Here is a 21,212-nt window from a genome sequence, read left to right as displayed (position 1 = left end):
TTGTATAGCTCAAATTTATAACAGTCAATCGGCTTAGTCTTTAGATCGTTTTAAACATCGAACTAAAAATAGGTGTAAACCATTCTTTTTCTCTAGGGAAGTACTAGCTAGAGAAACAACAGAAATCAAAAAAGTATCAAATAAATTTGACACGATGAAAATGTGATGAATTGTATTATCTTTAATAGAAAAACATACGGATTATTTGCAGCGCCAATTTATGAAAGGTTTTTTTGAGCAGTTGAAAACTAATTTAGGTTTGCGGGAAATCTTTCTTTCCAAGGAGCAAATGCTGACAGGTTTGGTGGATCTGTGCATGTTGCTGACAACGACCTACTTTGTTATATTCAGTTTATTGAGGAGCGTGCTGCTGGTCAGTTTTTTGGCTGTATTCTTAGTGTTTATCACTTGCTTTAGATGGTTAATACGGAAACGAAAGATTCGGATACAGTATGCCATTCATTTTTTGATTTTTATTATTACTTTTTGTCTGCTTGTTCCGTTAATGTATTTTACCGGCGGATTAAACTCCCCAATCACGTCTTGGCTTGCCCTACCTCCCTTGATATTTGTACTATTATTCGGAAATAGGAAAAATACACGTTGGTGGTTCGGTGTAATTCTTTTCATTCTAACTATTTTTACGCTTCTTTCTCAAAGTGAGTATGTTTTTCCAAATCTTATTGCACCGCATTTGCGCGATATACATTTATTTGTATCTACTGTCGGAGTGATTATCTGTATTTTCTTTATTGCTCTCATTGCCGAGCATTGGAAAAGAAATTTATTGAGCTCACTTGATCGTACAAAGAGAATGCTGGAAAAATCTAATGAAGCCGCTCGGATTGGTCAATGGGACATCAACTTCGGAGAAAATAGTATTCACTTGAGCAAATTTGCAGGAGAAATTTTTGGTTTAAAAGAGAATGAACTGTCTGTCAATGCGTTTTGTGGCCTAATAAAGGAGAAGGAACGTTTTCAATATCTTCTTGAGAAGCTCAAACAATCAAATCGCGATCAAGAGGGACGTATGGATGAGGTATTCTCCATTCTTTCATCCCGTCGATTGGAAGGATGGATCCGCTTCATTGGAATTCCGCTGTACAAGGGAGGGCAATGTATTGGTGCCTATGGATTAATACAAGATATTCATGAGCAAAAAAATACAGAATACAATCTGATAAAAGAGCGGCAACGCTTGAAGTACGTCTTGCAGGGTGCTAACCTAGGTACTTGGGAGTGGAATGTTCAGACAGACGAGATTTTATTTAATGAGCAATGGGCGGCGTTTTTAGGGTATGAGCTGATGGAGGTGCAGCCAATAACAGGGAGTGCCTTTCAGCGTTTTATTTATCCCGAGGATTTTGATAAGGCGAAGAATGCTATGGAGTCGTATTTTTCGGGAGAAACGGACATCTATCAGTGCGAAATGCGTATGATACATAAAGCGGGACATACGGTTTGGATGCTCGTGCAGGGAAAGATCTTGTCGTGGGATGATAAGGGCGCTCCGTTATGGATGTATGGTACGCATTTGGAAAACACCAAAGAAAAGCAATTACAAGAAAATTTGCGACGGAGCGAAAGTTATGCGCATTCACTGATAACCAGCATTCCGGATTTATTGTTTGTCTTAAGTAGGGATGGTGAATTTTTGGATTATAAATCGCATGAAAAGGATTTATATACAAAACCAAATCTGTTTCTCGGTAAAAACTTTAAAGATATTTTTCCTGCAAAACTCGGGCTATTAATCGAAGAAAAGATTGAACAGTCTATTCGTACTGATTCATTGGTCGAATTTACTTATAGCTTAATCTTGCATGAGCAGGAAAAGTATTATCGTGCACGCGTGGTCCCTTTCGAAGGAGATAAGATCATCGTTTTATGTAGAGATGATACGGTAAATTTCATTGCAGAAAGGGAACTGCGGGCGTTAAATGCAAAATTTAAGAGCATTGTCGATAATAGTCCTATTGGAATTGCGCTTGTTGAATATCAGACCGGTATTTTTCAGGAAGTGAATCCGGCAATTCCGATGTTTACCGGATATACGAGAGACGAGTTACTTCGGTTATCTTTTTCGGATATCACACCTAGAGCCTATCACGAAGCAGATAAGCTACAACTTAAGCAACTCCACAAGAACGGACGCTTTGATAACTACGAAAAGGAATATCTTCGAAAGGATGGAAAGCGGGTTTGGGTTTCTGTTACCGGTGTCGCATTTACAGACGTAAACGGAGAAAAGAAAATCCTTACGATCGTTCAGGATATTTCTCAACAAAAAGAGCAGCAAAGGGCATTGAAGGCGGCCAAAGAGCAGGCGGAGATCGCAAACAATGCTAAGTCTGAATTTTTGGCTAACATGAGCCATGAGATGCGAACACCATTGAATGCAATTATTGGCTTTACCGACTTGTTATTAAAGAGCCCTTTGGGTGAGGCACAAAAAGAATATATGCGAGCGGTGTTTCAGTCCGGACAATCTTTGCTCGATTTGATAAATGATCTCCTGGACCTTTCTAAAATTGAGTCGGGAAAGCTTGATTTAGTGTTTGAATCGGTGGATCTCATTAAGCTGGCAAAGCAGGTTGTTGAAATATTAAAATATCAAGCAAATAAAAAGGGGCTCGACTTTAATCTGATATTATCTCCCGAGCTACCCCCGTTGGTTTTGTCCGATGGTCAACGGTTGCGTCAAGTGCTCTTTAATCTATTGAGCAATGCACTGAAATTTACGGAAAGAGGAAGTGTTGACTTGGATATTCAAGTAGAACAACATCTTTCAGCGAAAGAAGTGATTATCCGTTTTTCCGTTACCGATACGGGAATAGGAATAGCGGAAGAGAACCGTGAGAAAATATTTGAAGCCTTTGTGCAGGAAAATTCATCCATTATTAAACGATTTGGTGGAACTGGCCTAGGATTAACCATCTCCAACAGGATACTTTCCTTAATGGGAAGCCAACTGAAATTGAGAAGTGAAACCGGAACCGGTAGTACTTTCTATTTCGATTTGTTGTTGACCTTGGTAGACACTGACCAGCCTTCGGAAGCTGAAAGGTCTTCTTTCACCGCGTTGGACAGCCAGTTGTTATGCGATGTTACCATTTTATTGGTCGAAGACAATTCAACTAACATGCTTTTGCTAAAGTCTTATTTTAATAATATTATTCCGCACGCAAAACTTTTAGAGGCCGGTGATGGGCAGAAAGCTTTGGAGTTGTTTAAAAAGTTTAAACCGCATCTTGTCATCACCGATTTGCAAATGCCTAAGATGAATGGTTTTGATCTGACCAGGGGCATACGATCATTAAATGAAGGAAGGGAGGTGCCCATTATTGCGTTAACTGCCGGTATTTTAAACGGCGAAAAGGAAAAATGTTTAGCTAGCGGAATGAATGACTATTTAAGTAAACCTGTTTTGCAAGATACCCTCCGAAGCATTGTAGAAAGGTGGCTGACAGAGGAACAAAAACAACTGATAACGTGTGTTGAGCAGAAGCCGGAAAACCTCGCGAATCTTGGCGAGCGTTTGTCGAAAGTATTAAATGTAAAAATAGAAGACGCTGTTGAAATCATCGAAGTCGCGAAACAGGCGCTTCGAGAATCTATAGTGGAGGTAGACTCCTTTTATAATCAGGCCGATATTAATGCAATAAAGCATACTGCGCATAAAATTCGAGCTACAGCACTTATGTTGGGCTTTTCCGCAATGCATAAAATTGCGTATGAAATAGAAACGGGCGACTTAACATTGCAGCAAATTCAAACAATGATTAACAAGCTAAAGCAAGAAATTCACTATGTATTGAGCTGCCTTTTATAAGAACTTTTATTTATGGTTTCGAGCAAAGCTTAGACTAGGAGTATGGGCGATTAGGAGTTAGCTGTTAGGTACATTAAGCTTGAAGGGCTGGTAGCTGCGATTTTTCGTTTGAGCTTTAGCATATATTAACTAAATTGCACTCCTACAAACTGATCAATATTGCCATGAAGCTTTTAGCATTTACTTTTATGTTAATTTTCAGTATCGCCGGTGTGCTTGGCGAAGATAGATTGAATGCACAAGAGCTGCAAGTCAGCACTAGAGACGGTGTGTTGGAAGGCGTTAATGAGTCGGGAGTTTATGTTTTCAAAGGGATTCCTTTTGCAGCCCCTCCCATAGGTCCTTTACGTTGGCGTGAACCACAGCCCGTGAAAAAATGGCAAGGTGTAAGGAAAGCCGATAAATTCGGCCCGCGTGCCATGCAACGCCCAATATTCGGTGACATGAATTTCCGATCAAATGGCATGAGTGAGGACTGTCTTTACTTAAATGTATGGACGCCTACGAAAACTTTTCAGGAGAAACTGCCGGTATTGGTATATTTCTATGGCGGCGGATTGATGGCAGGCGATGGTTCAGAACCGCGGTATGACGGGGAAAGCATGGCTCGGCAAGGTATTGTGGCAGTCACTGTTAATTATCGTTTAAATATATTCGGGTTCTTTTCCCATCCTGAGCTAAGTAAAGAGTCTCCGTTTAAGGCTTCAGGAAATTACGGTTTACTGGACCAATATGCGGCCTTAAAATGGGTACAAGCGAATATAGCTGCTTTTGGCGGCGATCCGAATAAGGTAACGATCGCGGGTGAGTCCGCGGGGTCTTTTTCAGTCAGTGCTCAAATGGCTTCGCCTTTATCAAAAGGACTCTTTCGAGCAGCAATCGGTGAAAGTGGTTCGCTGCTCGGCAACCGACCTTTACCCACTCTAGCTGAATCTGAAAAGAAAGGTATAGCCTTTGCATCAGCAATAGGCGCTCCGTCATTAGAGGCTTTACGAGCACTTTCGGCGGATAAGCTATTAGAAGCGACTGCTCGTCCGGATGCAAATTTTGGTGTGAACATCGATGGTTATTTATTCCAAAAAAATCCGGCGGATGTTTTCAAGGACGGAGAACAGGCTAAGGTGCCTCTATTAGTGGGATGGAATTCGGAAGAAATGAACTATCGGGCCTTGCTAGGGAGTTTGCAGCCAACTAAGGAGAACTTCACAAAAGTTGTTAGAGAGCGATTCGGAGAAGATGCCGAAGCCTTGCTTGCTGTTTATAAGATAGATACGGATGAGGATGTAGAGCGGGTAGCAACTGATTTTGCGGGCGATCAATTTATTGCCTACGGCACTTGGCGTTGGTCAGATTTACACAGCCAAACAGGAGAAAACCCGGTATATCGCTATCTTTATGCAAGACCCAGGCCGGCAATGCGCGCGGAAATGGGCGACGCGGTAGCTGGTTTGGCCGGCGGGGTGATAAAAGGGGGAGAGGCAAAAAAACAGCGGATACCACTGTCAAAAGGAGCGGTGCATTCTGCTGAAATAGAATACGCACTAGGCAATTTGCCAACCAATAGGGTTTACGACTGGCAAGCCGACGATTATAAAGTATCAGCGGTATTGCAGGCCTATTTTGCTAATTTTATTAAATCCGGCGATCCAAATGGTTTAGGGGTGCCTGCCTGGCCGGCTATCCAGCAGGGCAACGCTGCAACCATTATGCACGTCGATACGGTTTCCGAAGCGATAAAAGAAAAACACCGAGATCGTTACTTACTGTTGGAAAAATTGGCTACTATGAAATAGTATTTTAACGAGTTTATGCGAGATCCACTAACGTATTTGCATGTCGTGATCTCCCGCCACTTACGGGCGGGCAGAAATACTATGTGACGATTCCAATAATAAGCGGCTCATCAGATTAAATTTTTCTTTATATAGCGGGTGTAAGTTTCCATCAGTATGGAAAAGATCGTTTCGTACAACGGGGATCGTATAGGGCAGTGTCCAAGCGCGAAGCGACTTGGCAACTGCATCCATCGCATTAATACCCTGCATGGCGTGGCCACCGCTAGCCCAGCATACCAGTCCGACTGTTTTGTTGGTGAGATATGGTGGATTTGCTTTACTGCTTATTTCCAGCCAATCCAAGCAATTTTTCATAATACCGGTCATACCGCCATGATATAAAGGAGTCAGCCAAATATGGGCATCGGCCTCCGTGAAAATACCTGTCATGATTTTCACCGATTGCGGTATGTTGACAAGACTGAGATCAAAAAAAGGAATGCCGGCATCAGCAAGATTAAATTCCGTGACCACAGCTCCTGCATCCGTTAGCCGGTTGTGAAAGTAATTACTGATGGTTTTGGAAGTACCCGTGTTCCGTTTTTCCAGGGCTCCGTTAAATATTAACACATTCATGTTTAATCAATTTGTTTGAATACAACTTTGGGCATGCCGATTTCACCATACATTAAAGCTTTAACACGGTAAGTAAGCAAAATGTTGGTGGCACCAATATAAATAGCTTCCGGAATTTGGGGATTGGCTTTTAAAACTACTTTTTGACCCCTGAGATATTCAAAATCATTCTTCTTTATTTCTTCTATCCATAAATCCATCAGGTACTCACGTTGATGTTTGCAGGAAATGAGATCGGTGAAACTGCTCAGCTTAGCGGCTATATACATGTAAACCCATTGTGGGATAATTGCATCAATAGCACAGAACAGAGATACCGCTGTACCCTTATAAACCGACCAGTCAACACGTTCCATGTTTTCCTTAAACTCTTTTTCTTTAAGAATTAAGCCTTTATAAAGGTAAGGAGCTAGATCAAAATCTTTGAATTTGACGGTCGGTTTATAGTCCATTAAATTCATTGATTTAATATCCAATGTTTGTATTTTATTGGCTACATTCTCTATGCTGTTCATAAATCTTACAATTATTTCATATTGGCATACATGATTTGCAACGTAACCCAATAAAAGTAAAAAGCATTATTTTCTATAGTCTTCATGGCGTACCAGTTTATTTGAGAACACCCTCTTTAATGAGGGTATTTACCGCAAAGTTAAGTTCCCAAAGCAATAAACAAAGTGCTTTCTTTGTTTATTGCTTTGGGATGACGTAGCTATCACTGCTCTATTAACCGTTACAAGAAAGATCAAATAACTTTAGATTACGCCTAAGTGGTTCGTTACGGTTTTAAAAAATCAGCGCATCCGATGGGCAGATACGCTGAGCTAACCAATTATAAAACCTAATATATATGAGAAGAGAAGACAAATTGAATACGGAACAAATATATAAAAGTCTACTAAAATAGTATACTTTTTTTAAAAAAAATTATCCCTCCTGTGAATGCTGAATTCCAGCTACAAAAACAACTTGGAAGAAGTTCGGATTTCCAAGATAGAAGGTAGCACTATTTTGGACTCGTCCTGATCGATAGGCTTTCCTTTTAATGCCTTCAATAGCAATTCCGCAGCTACTTTTCCCATTTCAAAAGCGGGTTGAGTAATGGTCGTGATGGCCGGATTGAGGATGCTTGCATGCATCAAATTAGAGAAGGCGGCTACCTTTATATCGTTGGGAATAACCAGGTTGCGTTCAGCGCAGGCCAAATAAGTAGGGAGAATGAGTTTTTCAACAGAGGCAATAATAGCGTCAGGACGACTCTCTGCCTGTAGCAGTTGATGAATGGCTTTTCGGTTTTCCTCATCTTGATTTGTACATATTAAGAGATTTTTGTCTTGTAGACTAAGGGCGTATTGATGAAGCGCGCTTTTATAGCCATTCATGCGCTGCGTGCTAATATTCAGTGACTCAGAGAAAAGAAGAAAGGCGATGTTCTTGCAATCCTGTTCTATTAAATGTGCTGTTAATTTATAACTTGCTTCAAAATCATTCGTGATAATTTGTCCATCACCAACGCCCTCTAAAACACGGTCAAAAAATACTACGGGAATGCCCGCTTGTTTGAGTTTGTTTACAGCGGTCACATCCTGACTTTGACTCGTTACTGAAATAAGAATACCATCGACACGCCCGTTTAAAAGCTCTTTTAAAATGAGATTTTCTTTTTCAACTTGTTCGTGGGTTAAATAAACCAGTACATGAAAGCCTTCCTTTTGGGCTACTGTCTCTACACCATTAATAGCTTGTGCGAAATAACTATCGGCCACTTCGGGGATAACAACAGCAATAGTTTTACTTTTTTTGCCCCGTAAGCTACTGGCGTGGGCATTCGGAATATAATTCCACTCGCGAGCTAGTTTTAAAACCCGTTGTTTTGTTTCCTCACTGATGTCATAGCTATCGCGAAGTGCTTTAGAAACCGTTGCAGTTGATAATTTCAGTTCCCTTGCCAGTTCCTTCATCCCGATGGTTGCCATATCTATGCTTTATATAATTGGTTTTACGTAAACGATTAAGTAAATATATCTAATCAAAAGCGATTTATCCTAAAGGAAATATTGCAAATTTGGGTAAACGATGCGTCGTTGAGTAGTTTAATAGCAAAATAGTTGAGATATAAAGTTGCTCTTTGGTAAGGACTTTGCTTAATATCAACGACAATGGCTAATAGTCAATAACCAATAACGAATAACCAATAACAAGCAACTACAAGCAACTAATAACTAACAACTAACAACTAATAACGAGTAACCAATAACAAACAGCTAACAACTAATATTATGAACAATCAAACGAATTCAATGGTTAATCATAACCCACTTACAGATTTAGAACATTGGGAGGATGATCTGCTGCGTCGTTACCCCGATCCCGACACGATCGCTACGGCAAAGACAAAAGAGGAATATCGAAATTACGAAGAACCGGCTCGCGATAGTGTGAAAGAATTTTATCGGTTAAATCATACGTATCAAACTTTTGAGTTTGTTGAAAACAAAAAGAAGGAATTCTTGCAATTCAACAAAAAGGAGATGCCGATATGGGAAGCCTTTGATTTCTTAAATCAATTGGTAGACGATTCAGATCCCGATACCGATTTGGATCAGTTTCAACATCTGTTGCAGACTTCGGAAGCGATCCGAGCAGATGGCCATCCCGATTGGATGGTGCTAACGGGGCTCTTTCACGATTTGGGAAAAGTACTCTGTCTATTCGGCGAGCCACAATGGGCTGTTGTCGGTGATACATTTCCGGTAGGTTGCGCTTTTTCGGATAAAATTGTCTATTCGGAGTTTTTTAAATATAACCCCGATTCTCAAAACGAGACGTTTAATACCAAATATGGTATTTACGAACCCAATTGTGGGTTAGATCAGGTGCAACTCTCCTGGGGACATGACGAATACATCTATCAGATGATGAAAGACTATTTGCCCGAAAGCGCTTTGTACATGTTACGTTATCATTCATTCTATGCACAGCATCGAGAGCATGCCTATGATCACTTGCTGAATAAACATGATCAGGAGATGTTCTATTGGGTTAACTTATTTAATCCGTACGATTTATATTCCAAAAGTCCGGTACCTCCTAATTGGAAGGAACTAAAACCCTATTATGAAGACTTGGTAGCCAAGTATTTGCCGCCAAAGCTGAAGTTATAAATTAGCTGTTGTGCGATAATTATGGCAGCGCCATCATTGTAATATCAATCCAATTTCTATATGTTTGTCTTTGACAATAGTGAAGAGACAAAAATGACCGTCCCTCATCCTGTCCAATGCCCTCCTAAACAACGGGCATTGACAGATGAGGGAAAGAAATTGAACCTCTTAGAACTTATTCATCCAAATTATTTAACGCTATCCATGCCAAATCAACTCATTTTTTGGGATTATCTCGTATTTGCTTTCTACTTGGTAATAATTGTTTCATACGGATATTGGATTTATAAGAAAAAGAAGAAAAACGAAGCAAATAGTACCAAAAATTTCTTTTTGGCAGAAGGATCACTTACATGGTGGGCCATTGGCGCATCCATCATTGCTTCCAATATTTCAGCCGAACAGTTTATAGGAATGAGTGGTGACGGTTTCTTTGCCGGTATTGCCGTAGCTATCTATGAATGGTTGGGGGCGGCCGTATTAATATTGGTAGCGATCTTTTTAATGCCTGTTTATATCAAGAACAGGATTTATACCATGCCCCAGTTTTTAACGATGCGCTACAATGAGCAAGTAGCGCTTATTATGTCGATTTTCTGGCTATTTCTTTATGTGTTTGTTAACCTAACTTCCATCCTGTACTTAGGTGCGCTAGCGATCAATGGACTGTTAGGCGGTGCTTATTTTCACGAAATTATGATGGTGTTAGCTTTGTTTGCCATTTTCATCACCCTAGGAGGCATGAAGGTGATCGGCTATACCGACGCGATACAGGTTGCCGTGCTAATAATAGGAGGCTTAGCAACCACCTATATGGCTTTAACCATTGTAAGCCAGAATTTCGGATTGGGAAAAAACGCCTTCGCTGGATTTAATGTCTTGCTGCAGCAGGCTCCGGATCATTTCCATTTAATGTTTAAAAAACCCACCGCCGGGGCCCCACAAGAGTATGTTGACAAATATTTAATCCTACCGGCATTTGGTATGTATGCAGCGGGTCAGTGGATCAGTAACTTAAACTATTGGGGTTGCAATCAGTATATTACGCAACGAGCCTTAGGGGCAGATCTAAAAACCGCGCGAACGGGGATCTTATTTGCCAGTTTGCTTAAAATTTTAATGCCGGTTATTGTTATGTTGCCTGGAATCATTGCTTATGTATTATACAAAAATGGCATGCTGCCTGCTATGGAAGGACAGAATAAAGATGCTGCCTATGCGTCTATATTGACATTTCTGCCTGCCGGGCTAAAGGGGCTGGCGGTGGCGGCCTTAACCGCTGCTATTGTAGCTTCATTGGCGGGAAAGGCTAATAGCATATCCACCATATTTACCATGGATGTATATAAGAAGTATTTGAATAAATGTGCTGACGAAGAGCGTATGGTGAGAACGGGTCGTATTGCTGTCGTTGTTGCGATGCTTTTAAGTATTGCGTTTACTTGGAATGATCTGTTAGGTATAAGTGGAGAGGGTGGCTATACTTTTGTGCAAAAATATTCAAGCTTTATCAGTCCCGGTGTGCTGGCCACCTTTTTGTTGGGTATGTTTTGGAAGCGTACCAGTGGCGCGGCCGCTGTAGTCGGTATATTAACCGGCTTTGCTGCTTCTATTTTCTTTAACCAACTGGCGGTACCGCTGCTAGGACCTGAAACATGGTTATATTCAGCTTTTAAAAACTCGGAAGGCGTGTATGAGATACCCTTTTTTATATGTTTAGGTTGGTCTTTCTTTACGACGGTACTTGTCATGATTGGTGTAAGTTTAGCCGGCCCGAAAATCAGTCCAAAAGCCTTTTCTCTTGACAAAGCGATGTTTAAGCTGGAGCCGTCTACCATTATTTTAAGTATTACTACTATTTTATTACTATCCGTCATTTACGCTAGATTTTGGTAAATATATACAGAGCTCGTTAAGCCGTTTTATCATATACAATTTTTAAGAAGCACTACCAATTATAAACCGAACGATGCCTTTAATGAAAGCTTAACATATAATAAGGGTTGAGCTAAAAGTGGCATTTTAATTTTGAGGCCATGCAGTTAACGGAAGAGCTAAAGCAAGGCAACTGGACCGCCTTTAATGCTGTTTATAAGCAATACCATCAACAGCTTTATTTCTTCATTAAAAAAAAGACAAATTCGGACTTTCTGGCGGAGGAAGTCGTGCAGCTTACTTTTATTAAGCTCTGGCAATGCCGTACAGCTGTTAATGGTCATATAGATCTTTCGTTGCAGTTGTTTCATATGGCCCGTCAAGTTATGATTGATGAGCTACGCAAGGAAGCAACGCGCACTAAGCACGAAGGAGTTTGCGCCGCTACGCCCTTTACCGATAACCTCGTCCAAGCAATAGAAGCTAAAGATTTAATCCGGCTTTTTGATAACCAGCTGTCCGATATGCCACAGATTCGTCGACTTATATTTAACCTAAGCCGAGAGAAGGGGTTGAGTCATAAAGAGATCGCCGAAATGATGGGCATTTCTATGAAAACCGTAGAAGGGCATATTACAAAAGTATTGAACCGGTTAAAGCAATATATGTATACCCTGTTCCTTTGATTTACCTGAATTGAAATAGCTGTTCATACTAATGTTAAATAATTGTTAAGTATCAAGGGACTCCCTTCCGGCAAACGTATTGTTTGTATATGAAGGGAAAACAAGATATCAGACGATCTATATGGCGTTGGCCAACACGTTCGATAAAAAGATACTTTACCGAACGAGAATGGGAGACCTTCCGGTCACCGGAGGAACTTGGACAAGAGAAGTCAGATCAGCTATTTGCTTCTATATCCAACAGATTGCAAAAACATGATTCGTCTCGTGTCAATAAGCGCCTACAGGTGTATTGGCCGGGTATATATGCGGCCGCAGCTACTTTCTTGCTTTTGCTAACGGTGATTGTTCTTTGGCGATCCTATATATCGTCGACTACCGAAAAAAAACAGAAACCGCAGGTAGCATCGCTCAACACTGTACCGCAATGGAAAGTTTATAACAACACAACAGAAAAGGCGGTCCGTGTGCGCTTACCGGATTCTTCATGGATGGTATTATATGCACATAGTTCCGCAAAGCATTTAGAGAAATTTAATGACGGAGAAAGAGCGTTATTTCTAAGTGGTAAGGCCTTTTTTGAAGTCGCGAAAGATGAACAGAAACCTTTCCGTGTTTACGCAGGAGGATTGAAAACAACCGTACTGGGTACTTCGTTTACCATTAACACGTTGGGCAAAGGAGAAAACACCTATGTGAAACTGCATACGGGCAAAATTCAAATAGAGCCTTTGCAATTATCAAAAAACTTTCGGAAGAAAATTTTATTACCCGGTCAACATTTCACCTTTAACCGCCTAAGACAACGAGAAATTCCGGTTACGCTTGTTTCTAAGCGGAATAAGGACAATGAAACGCGTTCTTTCGAGAAAAGCGGCTTTACGCTCCATTTCAATAAGATGCAATTGAATGAAGTGCTGCAAGTGTTGGCTGAAAATTATCAAGTGGAGATCGTACTTGAGCCGAAGCTTAAAATTGAACATATAAGCTATACCGGCGAAATTAATATGCAGCTCGAACCGATTGATAATGTGTTGGCAAATATTTGTTTGTTAAACGGACTAACACTAGAACCAAATCAGGGCAACAGATTTACTATCCATAAAGGGAAAACACAAATACCATAACCATATCAAACACTTAATTAAATTAATTTCAAAATGAATGTATTAAAGCAACTAAAAACAAGCATTTTGCTGATTACCTGTGTGCTTTGTCAGCATGTTTATGCGCGGCAGGGGCAACCCATGGTATCAGGTATCGTGCAGGACGTGCTGGGCCAACCGCTTATTGGGGTAAGCGTGAAGGCCATTAATCAAAGTAGTGGAAAGAGTTTTCAAGCGAGCACATCTGAGAAAGGACTATTTCAATTCATGCAGATGCCGCTTGGAGGTCCTTATGACTTTGTCTTTAGCTATATAGGCTATCAATCGGACACACTGCGGAATTATCAGCTGAGTGCAGGAAAACAGGTAACATTAAGTGTTAAACTGCAAGAAGAAGCAACAGGTTTAGGTGAGGTCGTTATTGTTGGGTATGGTACAAGTAGCAAGCGCGAAATTACCGGGTCAATTACCTCGGTAAGTAGCGAAGAGTTCAACGCCGGGGTTTTTAGTACGCCCGGGCAGTTATTACAAGGTAAAGTTGCGGGCTTAAACATAACCCGAAGCGGTAATCCAAATGAAAAACCCACGGTAATTCTTCGAGGCCCAACTACTTTGCGCGCAGGGTCGCAAGAGCCTTTTTATGTAATTGATGGGGTGCCGGGTGCTTCCATCGATTTGGTAGCGCCGGATGATATCGAAAGCATTGACGTATTGAAGGATGCGGCTTCCACAGCCATTTACGGCTCTCGGGCAGCTAATGGTGTAATTATGGTTACCACTAAGAAAGCTAAGGCGGGTGCTACCCGGCTTTCTTATAGTACCTATGTGGCAGCCGAGCAGATTTCCAACACCATTGACATGTTAAGTGGTGAAGATTTGCGTGCCTACCTTGGTGAAAATGGTAAAACGGCTGCCCAAGATGATGGGAGCAATACGGATTGGCAAGAAGAGGTAAGCCGCACAGGTATTTCCCATAATCACAATCTGTCGTTTAGTGGAAGTGGTCAAAACTCTTCCTATGGTGCCAGCGTAAATTACTTAAATAATCAAGGGGTTATTAAAGGCACTTCCATGGAACGATTTATTGTGCGAGGTTATATGGAACAACACGCTTTTAACGATCGCTTAAAGCTCAACTTAAATATTACCAATAGTAACACAGATAGTAAGTTGGTGCCCAATGAGGTATACAGCAATATGCTGACCTATTTGCCAACAGTTGCTGTAAAACAACCGGATGGCTCTTATACCGAAGACTTTTCAGTAACTCGCGGCTATTTGAATCCTGTTTCGTTGATTGACAATAACGATATCCGTCAAAAAACAAAGGTGTTTTTAGCCAGCGGTGGTGCGAGAGTAACTATTCTCGAAGGATTCGATTTTACCACCAATGTGTCTTATCAAGATGAACGGATTGACAGCAATGTCTATTATAACCGATTTTCAGGATTAGCGCAGAATCTAAACGGACGCGTTATCCGAAATACCGTTAGTAATACAAAAAAAATCCTGGAGTCGTTCTTTAATTACAATCGTAGCTTCGGTGAGCATGGCGTAAAACTGTTAGCTGGTTATTCTTGGCAAGAGGATCGTTTAGGAGATGGTTTTCAAACTACTAACCAGGGATTTGTGACGGATGGTTTGTCTTATAACAACCCGGGTTTGGGCGATTCAAACGAAATACCGGTCGATTATGGTACCAAGCGAATTCAGACATTAAGACTCATTTCTTTTTACGGTAGGGCAAACTACCAATATAAAGGCCGGTATCTATTACAAGCCAGCTTAAGAAGAGATGGATCATCCGCCTTTGGCGAAAACAATAAATGGGGTTTGTTTCCAGCGGTATCCTTAGGGTGGTTAATTGATCAGGAGGCGTTTATGCAAGCATTACCGGTTGTCAGTAGCCTGAAATTACGTGCCGGTTACGGCGTTTCCGGCAATTCACAAGGATTCAACGTGTTTACATCCAGATTCCTTTATGCAGGTACAGGGCGTTTTTATTATAACGGTCGCTTCGTTAATGCGATTGGACCTTTCCAAAATGAAAACCCCGATTTAAAGTGGGAACGAACAGCTACACTTAATATCGGGTTGGATTTTGGTTTGTTTAACAATAAACTTTCCGGTTCGGTGGATGTTTATGACAAGCGTACCTCCGATTTGCTATGGACTTATCCCGTATCAGCTACGCAATATTTTGTACCTGAATTGACAGCTAATGCCGGTGAAATGTCCAATAAAGGAATCGAGCTCGCTTTGCAGGCTACTCCGGTTAACCGAAATGGTTTTAGCTGGACAACAGCTATTAACCTGGCGCATAACCGCAATAAAATGACATCACTGAGCAATGATAATTTTGAATTGCCGCTGATACAAACCGCTTACTTAGGAGGTAGAGGACAATCGGGGAATGCTTCCCAGCGTGTACAAGAAGGTTATGCATTGGGTTCCATCTATACATGGCGTTATGCCGGAAAGAACGCCGAGGGTGTATCGCAGTTCTATGATAAAGATGGGAACTTAACAACTGCACCAACGTCAAACGACTTTTATTATATCGGTAATGCGCAACCTAAACTGATTTATGGTTGGAACAATACCTTTAAGTATAAGAATTTTGACTTAAATTTCTTTCTCCGCGGAGTTACTGGTAATAAAATTATTAATGCAACCCTAGCCGATATGAATGCGCCTAATAATGCTACGCAAACGAATATACACAGTTTACCTTAGATGAGCAGGAGCCTATTAATGATAACAATGCCTATTTGCTGTCGGATCGTTTTGTTGAGAGCGGGAGTTATCTGCGTTTAGATAACGCGACCTTAGGTTATAACTTTAAGAAGGACAAAAGTATGATTCGAATATATGTGGGTGCTAATAACTTGTTTGTTATTACAAATTATCGAGGAATTGACCCTGAGATTAGCATGGGTGGGATAGAGCCGGGAATTGATAATCGCAATTATTACCCTAAAACTCGCTCCTTCATGTTGGGTTTAAACGTGAATTTTTAATGGAATTTAATGTTCAATAAAGTAGACAGCAATATGATAAATAATGATGGTTGTATTGCACTAAAGATATACAAGATGAAAAAAAGAATATTTTTAATCGCCATGTTTATTGGGATGATAGCTGCAAGCTGTACGAAGCTGGACGTACCTGTTGAGTCGGAGCTGACTCCTGATAATTTTCCAAATACACCGGAAGCTTTTGTGGCTGCAACAGGACCCATTTATACACAGCTGAGGTCTGGTTATGCTGTTAACTATTGGCGTATGCAGGAACTTTCTACCGATGAAGCTATTATCCCTGCAAGAGATGGGAATTATGATGATGGTGGGCAATATAGGATGCTGCATAAACATAATTGGAATCCGGACCATCCAACGATTAAAGCGGTTTGGGAATGGGGCTTTGGTGGTATCCAAACGTGTAATCGGCTGTTGGCACTGTTCGAAGATGCAGTAGAGAGTGATTCGAAGAGACAAACCCTAGCGGAGATTCGGACTATGCGAGCGCTTTTCTATTTTTTTATGATGGATTTATATGGAAATGTACCCATTTCGATTGCTTTCGGTTCATCCGAACAACCAGCTACTTCAAGTCGTTCAGAGGTCTTTAATTTTATCGAAACGGAGTTGTTGGCTGCGGTTCCTGATTTATCGGTCGAGACAGGTATGTTGACTTATGGTCGTCCAACTCGTTGGCTAGCCTATGTAATGCTGCAGAAACTTTACTTAAACGCCGAATATTATACGGGTACGCCGAAATATACAGAATCGGTGGTGTACGCTGATAAGCTCCTGACTGAATCAAATTTTTCACTTGTGAGCGATTTTACAAGTTTGTTCATGCCGGATAATGGTCCAAACAGCGAGACCATCTTTGCAGTGCCTTATGATGCCAATGTGGCTCCGGGAAATCAATTCTCACGATTCGGATTGCATACAGCTCTACAAGATAAATACGATTTGCCCTTTAGACCGAGTATTGCCTTAAGCACTATCGCCGATTTCTATCGTTTGTTTAATCTAGCGGGCGACAAACGCAATGAGACTTGGCTGGCTGGAAAACAAGTAGATTTTGATGGTAATCCGATTTTGGTCAAAACAACCAATAAAGGCTTAGATGCAAGCTATAGCGGGCCGGACCCAGGGAAAGAAATTCAATGGCAATTGGAATTTACGCCCGAAATGCCTTTACGTTTGGAAGCTACGATGGACGTCGGCAATGATGAACTTGGTAAAGCCCGCGGTGTACGTTCAATAAAGTACTACCCCGATAAGAATACGCATCCCAGCAATCGTGATTCTAACAATGATGTGCCGGTATTTCGTTTGGCGGATGTTTATCTAATGAAAGCCGAGGCGATTCTCCGAGGTGCCGCGGCAACCACCGTGAAAGGTGAATCACAAACGGCAGATGTACTTGTAAATAAGATTCGTAGGCGTGTGGGCGCGGATGAAGTAATGGGTATTACTTTAGAAACTCTTCTAAACGAACGAGCAAGGGAGTTTGCTTGGGAAGCTTGGAGAAGGAATGATTTGATACGCTTTGGTAAATTTGAAGATGCTTGGGGATTTAATCCCGGAGGGCAAGCACCAACCTATCGCATTTATCCGGTGCCTACCAGCGAAATGAGATTGAATACGAAATTAATACAGAATCCTGGCTACTAGCCCGCTAAATCTGTCTTAAAACCGAGCCGTTCTGCAAAGAACGGCTTTTTTTATAAACAATTGTTAAGTAACGGTAAGTGCCGGTTTTTACTCTTTGTTTTTCGGTTTAATAACTTTAAATGGTTGTTTTTTAGTAGTTTGATTTGTTTTTAGCTAGTCTATGTTTGGAGTTAACCAAAATTTAATATTTAAATAGTTTACTAATAATATACAAAGTTTAATATTGTTGTGTTTAAAAACACCTAATGTTAAAAGTTTGTTTATGTTAGTTCAACCTTCATCTCAGTTACGGCAGAAATCAATACTATTACTCCTGTTGACGGTTCTTTATGGCTATTCCTTCGGGCAATCTCCCGTAGTCAGCGGAAAAGTAACCGATTCGCTGACCGGCGAAACCATTCCCGGCGCGACCGTTCGTAACATGAGCACCGGAAAAATGGTGTCAACCGATCAAAATGGAAATTTTAATGTTTCGGCAAATTCGGCTGACTCGCTACAGATTGCCTTTATTGGCTATTTGATCAAGCGTATGATTGTCGATACAAAAAAAGAACTTATTATTGCCCTCGCACCTAATCAACAGGGTCTAAATGAAGTAGTCGTTACCGCACTAGGTATTAAAAAGGAAAAGCAGGCGGTTGGTTATTCTATTCAGGAAGTAAAAGGGCAGGATTTAGTAAAAGCGCGTGAGCCGAGTGCTATTTCCAATTTGGCAGGTCGGGTTGCCGGTCTCACGATCACACCAAGCACCAATCTCTTCGGTGACCCCGGTATTACTTTACGAGGGCGTAATAATGTGTTAATTGTAGTTGATGGTATGCCCATTAATACAGATTCCTGGAATTTAAGTCCTGATGATATTGAGTCGTATTCTGTATTGAAAGGCGCTAATGCTGCCGCTCTATATGGTAACAGAGGGCAAAATGGTGCGATTGTCATTACTACAAAACGTGCCAAGGCTCGAGACAAAGGCTTTCAAGTCGAATTTAATTCGAGTACCCAATTACAGACCGGTTATAATGCGATACCAAAAATTCAAACAGCGTACGGTCCCGGTTCCAATTATGAATATGCTTTTAAAGACGGTAGAGGGGGCGGGATTAATGATAATGATTACAATATTTGGGGGCCGCGTTTCGAAGGGCAACTGATTACACAGTATAACAGTCCGCTTGACCCGCAAACCGGCGAACTGGTGCCATTGCCTTGGACGGCAAAAGGAAAAGACAATTTAAAGGAGTTTCTGGAAAATGGTTTATTAAGTACAAATAACCTGGCTATTTCCACTAAAGGAGATCGAGGAGATTTCCGATTGTCGGCATCCCAGATGTTTCAGAAAGGCACGACACCTAACACAAAATTAGGAGGAACCAACGTAAATCTCTCCGGCGGTATTAATGCCGGCAGTAAGCTTCGCTTTGATGCGAGTATCAATTATAATAAACAATATTCACCCAACTATCCGAATTTAGCTTATGGTCCGCAAAGTCCCATTTATATATTAACGCTTTGGGGAGGCGCGGATTACGATATTAATGATCTCCGAAATTATTGGCAACCGGGCAAAGAGAATGTACAACAATATAATCGAGAGTATACGATTTACGATAACCCTTGGATGACAGCTTATGAAAACCTGCGAACTTATGATAAAGATGATATTTATGGACATATCATGATGAACTATAAGTTAACGGAGAAGCTGTCTTTCAATGCTCGTACGAGTGTTAGTACTTGGAACCGGAATCGCACAATTAAAATCCCGATATCAGCCAACTTATATGGCTACACTATTGGTGGAAGTAGAGTGGGGGGCTATCAGGAAACGTATGATACCTTTTGGGAAAACAATACGGAAGCGTCCTTAAAGTATCAAGACCGGTTTTTTGAAGATGTTGGTTTCACGGGATCCATTTTCGGGAACTTGCGAACCGTGAGCGCTAAATCGCTGTTTGCACGGACTGACCGTGGGTTAACAGTACCGGGAGTGTACGACTTGAGTAATTCGGTTATGCCTACCATTGCCACTAACGATAGGGCTTCCAGACAGGTTGGAAGTGTATATGGTTTTATTGATCTCGACTACAAGAGTTTATTGTATTTAAGTTTGACCGGGCGTGTTGACAAATCATCCACTATGCCCCTAAAAAACAACACCTACTTTTATCCATCGGCGTCTCTTAGTGCTATTATCTCCGAAATGATTAGCATGCCCAAAGCGATAACATCCTTGAAAGTGCGCGGTGCTTACGCAGACGTTGCCAGTGATTTTGTGGACGAAGATGCCCAGTACGATATCTACAAGTTGTTACCCTTTTATAGTAATTATGGGAGATGGGAAAATACCTATACCGGCGTTAATTATACCGGTGTATTGCCTAATCCTGATTTGTTGGCGGAACGTGTGAAGACATTTGAGCTAGGGCTTGAGGCAAGATTTTTTAATGGACGACTAGGCGTAGATGCAGCTGTTTTTAGAAATTTAGAAGGGCCGCGGATTATTGAGCTTGCTACATCCCTAACATCGGGTGTCAGTGCTCGACAGACAAATGGTTTAACGCTCTTACGCAAGGGGCTGGAGTTAAGTGTAGATGGTACGCCCATTGCCCGTGATAATTTCTCGTGGAATGTGCTTGTCAATGCCTCGACGAATCATGCCTGGTTACATGAAATTGACGGCGTGCAAAATCGTTATGGAAATATCCATGTCGGCGAACGATGGGACAGTTATTATATAAAAGATTTCCAACGGGATGATGAAGGGAAGCTTATTGTGGGAACAAGCGGTCTACCTGCCTATAATCCTTATATGACGAAAATAGGACACAGCGATAATAACTGGGCTGTCAGTGTTAACAACACCTTCAAGTATAAGACCTTTAGCTTAAGTTTTATGTTCGATGGCCGATTTGGTGGTTTGATAAAGAATGTACAAGACGCCAAACAGTGGGGATCAGGCACTCATCCGGAATCTGCCAATGAGTACCGTTTAAAGGACTGGCAAAATCGAGATGTGGACGGGTATAAAGGTAGTGTTATGACGGACGGCGTAAAAATCGTCAGCGGTCAATTGAATGCCGATCAAGATGGGAATGTAATTTCTGACACACGTGTTTTCGCTCCAAATGATATTCCGGTATTATGGCAAGCGTGGGCGACCAATTATTATCAATCCGATCCCATTGCAACGAAGAAAAGAACCTTTGTAAAGTTGCGAGAGATTGTGTTGAGCTATAACTTCCCGTCATCCTTTCTCAAACGGACCAAGTTCTTTGATACGGCAAGTGTCTCTTTAGTCGGGCGCAATCTGTTCTATTTTACAGGCAAAGGGACGCAAAATATGGATCTGGATCAGTTTACAGGTTCTAGTTCTGATTACCAGACGCCATCTGTCAAGAGTTTTGGCATCAACCTCAATGCAACTTTCTAATACTTCCATGGACCCGA

At 41.3% G+C, this 21,212-nt stretch carries 13 protein-coding genes; 10 read left to right on the top strand and 3 right to left on the bottom strand.

Annotated elements, in window-relative coordinates:
• Positions 1-220 precede the first annotated feature (220 nt).
• Together QT327_RS06925 and QT327_RS06920 are read left to right on the top strand one after the other, a co-directional pair.
• Positions 221-3,832, top strand: coding sequence for a PAS domain S-box protein (locus QT327_RS06925; protein WP_289552423.1), 3,612 nt, complete (start codon positions 221-223; stop codon positions 3,830-3,832).
• Between the two features lie 164 nt (positions 3,833-3,996).
• Positions 3,997-5,625 carry a carboxylesterase/lipase family protein gene (locus QT327_RS06920; protein ID WP_289552422.1) on the top strand — a complete coding sequence of 543 codons (1,629 nt, stop codon included), beginning with the start codon at positions 3,997-3,999 and terminating at the stop codon, positions 5,623-5,625.
• A gap of 60 nt (positions 5,626-5,685) precedes the next feature.
• On the opposite strand, the gene QT327_RS06915 is transcribed toward QT327_RS06920, so the two are convergent.
• The 3 genes from QT327_RS06915 to QT327_RS06905 all read right to left on the bottom strand — a co-directional run bounded on the left by QT327_RS06915 (position 5,686) and on the right by QT327_RS06905 (position 8,222).
• Positions 5,686-6,243, bottom strand: a complete 558-nt coding sequence (locus QT327_RS06915; protein ID WP_130857991.1) for an NADPH-dependent FMN reductase — start codon at positions 6,241-6,243, stop codon at positions 5,686-5,688.
• Between the two features lie 2 nt (positions 6,244-6,245).
• Entirely contained in the window at positions 6,246-6,758 is a 513-nt protein-coding gene (locus tag QT327_RS06910; protein ID WP_013663516.1) for a DUF2480 family protein, read from the bottom strand.
• A 444-nt stretch (positions 6,759-7,202) separates the two neighbouring features.
• Positions 7,203-8,222 carry a LacI family DNA-binding transcriptional regulator gene (locus QT327_RS06905; protein WP_130857992.1) on the bottom strand — a complete coding sequence of 340 codons (1,020 nt, stop codon included), beginning with the start codon at positions 8,220-8,222 and terminating at the stop codon, positions 7,203-7,205.
• 303 nt (positions 8,223-8,525) lie between these two features.
• On the opposite strand from QT327_RS06905, the gene QT327_RS06900 reads away from it, so the two are divergent.
• The 8 genes from QT327_RS06900 to QT327_RS06865 all read left to right on the top strand — a co-directional run bounded on the left by QT327_RS06900 (position 8,526) and on the right by QT327_RS06865 (position 21,195).
• On the top strand, positions 8,526-9,410 hold the full coding sequence (locus QT327_RS06900) for an inositol oxygenase family protein (RefSeq protein ID WP_130857993.1): 885 nt from the start codon (positions 8,526-8,528) through the stop codon (positions 9,408-9,410).
• A gap of 204 nt (positions 9,411-9,614) precedes the next feature.
• Positions 9,615-11,306 carry a sodium:solute symporter family transporter gene (locus QT327_RS06895; protein ID WP_289554413.1) on the top strand — a complete coding sequence of 564 codons (1,692 nt, stop codon included), beginning with the start codon at positions 9,615-9,617 and terminating at the stop codon, positions 11,304-11,306.
• A gap of 140 nt (positions 11,307-11,446) precedes the next feature.
• On the top strand, positions 11,447-11,971 hold the full coding sequence (locus QT327_RS06890; RefSeq protein WP_289552420.1) for an RNA polymerase sigma factor: 525 nt from the start codon (positions 11,447-11,449) through the stop codon (positions 11,969-11,971).
• Positions 11,972-12,060: 89 nt separating this feature from the next.
• A complete protein-coding gene (locus QT327_RS06885) occupies positions 12,061-13,098 on the top strand; it encodes a FecR family protein (RefSeq protein WP_289552419.1) in 1,038 nt (345 codons plus the stop codon).
• A 33-nt stretch (positions 13,099-13,131) separates the two neighbouring features.
• Entirely contained in the window at positions 13,132-15,813 is a 2,682-nt protein-coding gene (locus QT327_RS06880; RefSeq protein ID WP_289552418.1) for a SusC/RagA family TonB-linked outer membrane protein, read from the top strand.
• Between the two features lie 122 nt (positions 15,814-15,935).
• Complete coding sequence (locus QT327_RS06875; RefSeq protein WP_354004760.1) at positions 15,936-16,097, top strand: hypothetical protein; 162 nt, start codon at positions 15,936-15,938, stop codon at positions 16,095-16,097.
• 75 nt (positions 16,098-16,172) lie between these two features.
• A complete protein-coding gene (locus QT327_RS06870) occupies positions 16,173-17,765 on the top strand; it encodes a RagB/SusD family nutrient uptake outer membrane protein (RefSeq protein WP_289552414.1) in 1,593 nt (530 codons plus the stop codon).
• Positions 17,766-18,027: 262 nt separating this feature from the next.
• Positions 18,028-21,195 (top strand): SusC/RagA family TonB-linked outer membrane protein, encoded by a 3,168-nt coding sequence (locus tag QT327_RS06865; RefSeq protein ID WP_289552413.1) that lies wholly within the window; start codon positions 18,028-18,030, stop codon positions 21,193-21,195.
• Positions 21,196-21,212: the final 17 nt, after the last annotated feature.

Origin of the sequence: Olivibacter sp. 47, from assembly GCF_030372825.1 — a bacterium.
GTDB classification, from domain to species: Bacteria; Bacteroidota; Bacteroidia; order Sphingobacteriales; family Sphingobacteriaceae; genus Olivibacter; species Olivibacter oleidegradans.
This window is presented reverse-complemented; position numbering and strand designations above follow the sequence as displayed.

Excerpts from the sequence above, each read along its gene's own strand:
- QT327_RS06925 (WP_289552423.1), top strand. The coding sequence starts at position 221 with ATGAAAGGTTTTTTTGAGCAGTTGAAAACTAATTTAGGTTTGCGGGAA.
- QT327_RS06920 (WP_289552422.1), top strand. The coding sequence starts at position 3,997 with ATGAAGCTTTTAGCATTTACTTTTATGTTAATTTTCAGTATCGCCGGT.
- QT327_RS06915 (WP_130857991.1), bottom strand. The coding sequence starts at position 6,243 with ATGAATGTGTTAATATTTAACGGAGCCCTGGAAAAACGGAACACGGGT.
- QT327_RS06910 (WP_013663516.1), bottom strand. The coding sequence starts at position 6,758 with ATGAACAGCATAGAGAATGTAGCCAATAAAATACAAACATTGGATATT.
- QT327_RS06905 (WP_130857992.1), bottom strand. The coding sequence starts at position 8,222 with ATGGCAACCATCGGGATGAAGGAACTGGCAAGGGAACTGAAATTATCA.
- QT327_RS06900 (WP_130857993.1), top strand. The coding sequence starts at position 8,526 with ATGAACAATCAAACGAATTCAATGGTTAATCATAACCCACTTACAGAT.
- QT327_RS06895 (WP_289554413.1), top strand. The coding sequence starts at position 9,615 with ATGCCAAATCAACTCATTTTTTGGGATTATCTCGTATTTGCTTTCTAC.
- QT327_RS06890 (WP_289552420.1), top strand. The coding sequence starts at position 11,447 with ATGCAGTTAACGGAAGAGCTAAAGCAAGGCAACTGGACCGCCTTTAAT.
- QT327_RS06885 (WP_289552419.1), top strand. The coding sequence starts at position 12,061 with ATGAAGGGAAAACAAGATATCAGACGATCTATATGGCGTTGGCCAACA.
- QT327_RS06880 (WP_289552418.1), top strand. The coding sequence starts at position 13,132 with ATGAATGTATTAAAGCAACTAAAAACAAGCATTTTGCTGATTACCTGT.
- QT327_RS06875 (WP_354004760.1), top strand. The coding sequence starts at position 15,936 with ATGATTCGAATATATGTGGGTGCTAATAACTTGTTTGTTATTACAAAT.
- QT327_RS06870 (WP_289552414.1), top strand. The coding sequence starts at position 16,173 with ATGAAAAAAAGAATATTTTTAATCGCCATGTTTATTGGGATGATAGCT.
- QT327_RS06865 (WP_289552413.1), top strand. The coding sequence starts at position 18,028 with ATGTTAGTTCAACCTTCATCTCAGTTACGGCAGAAATCAATACTATTA.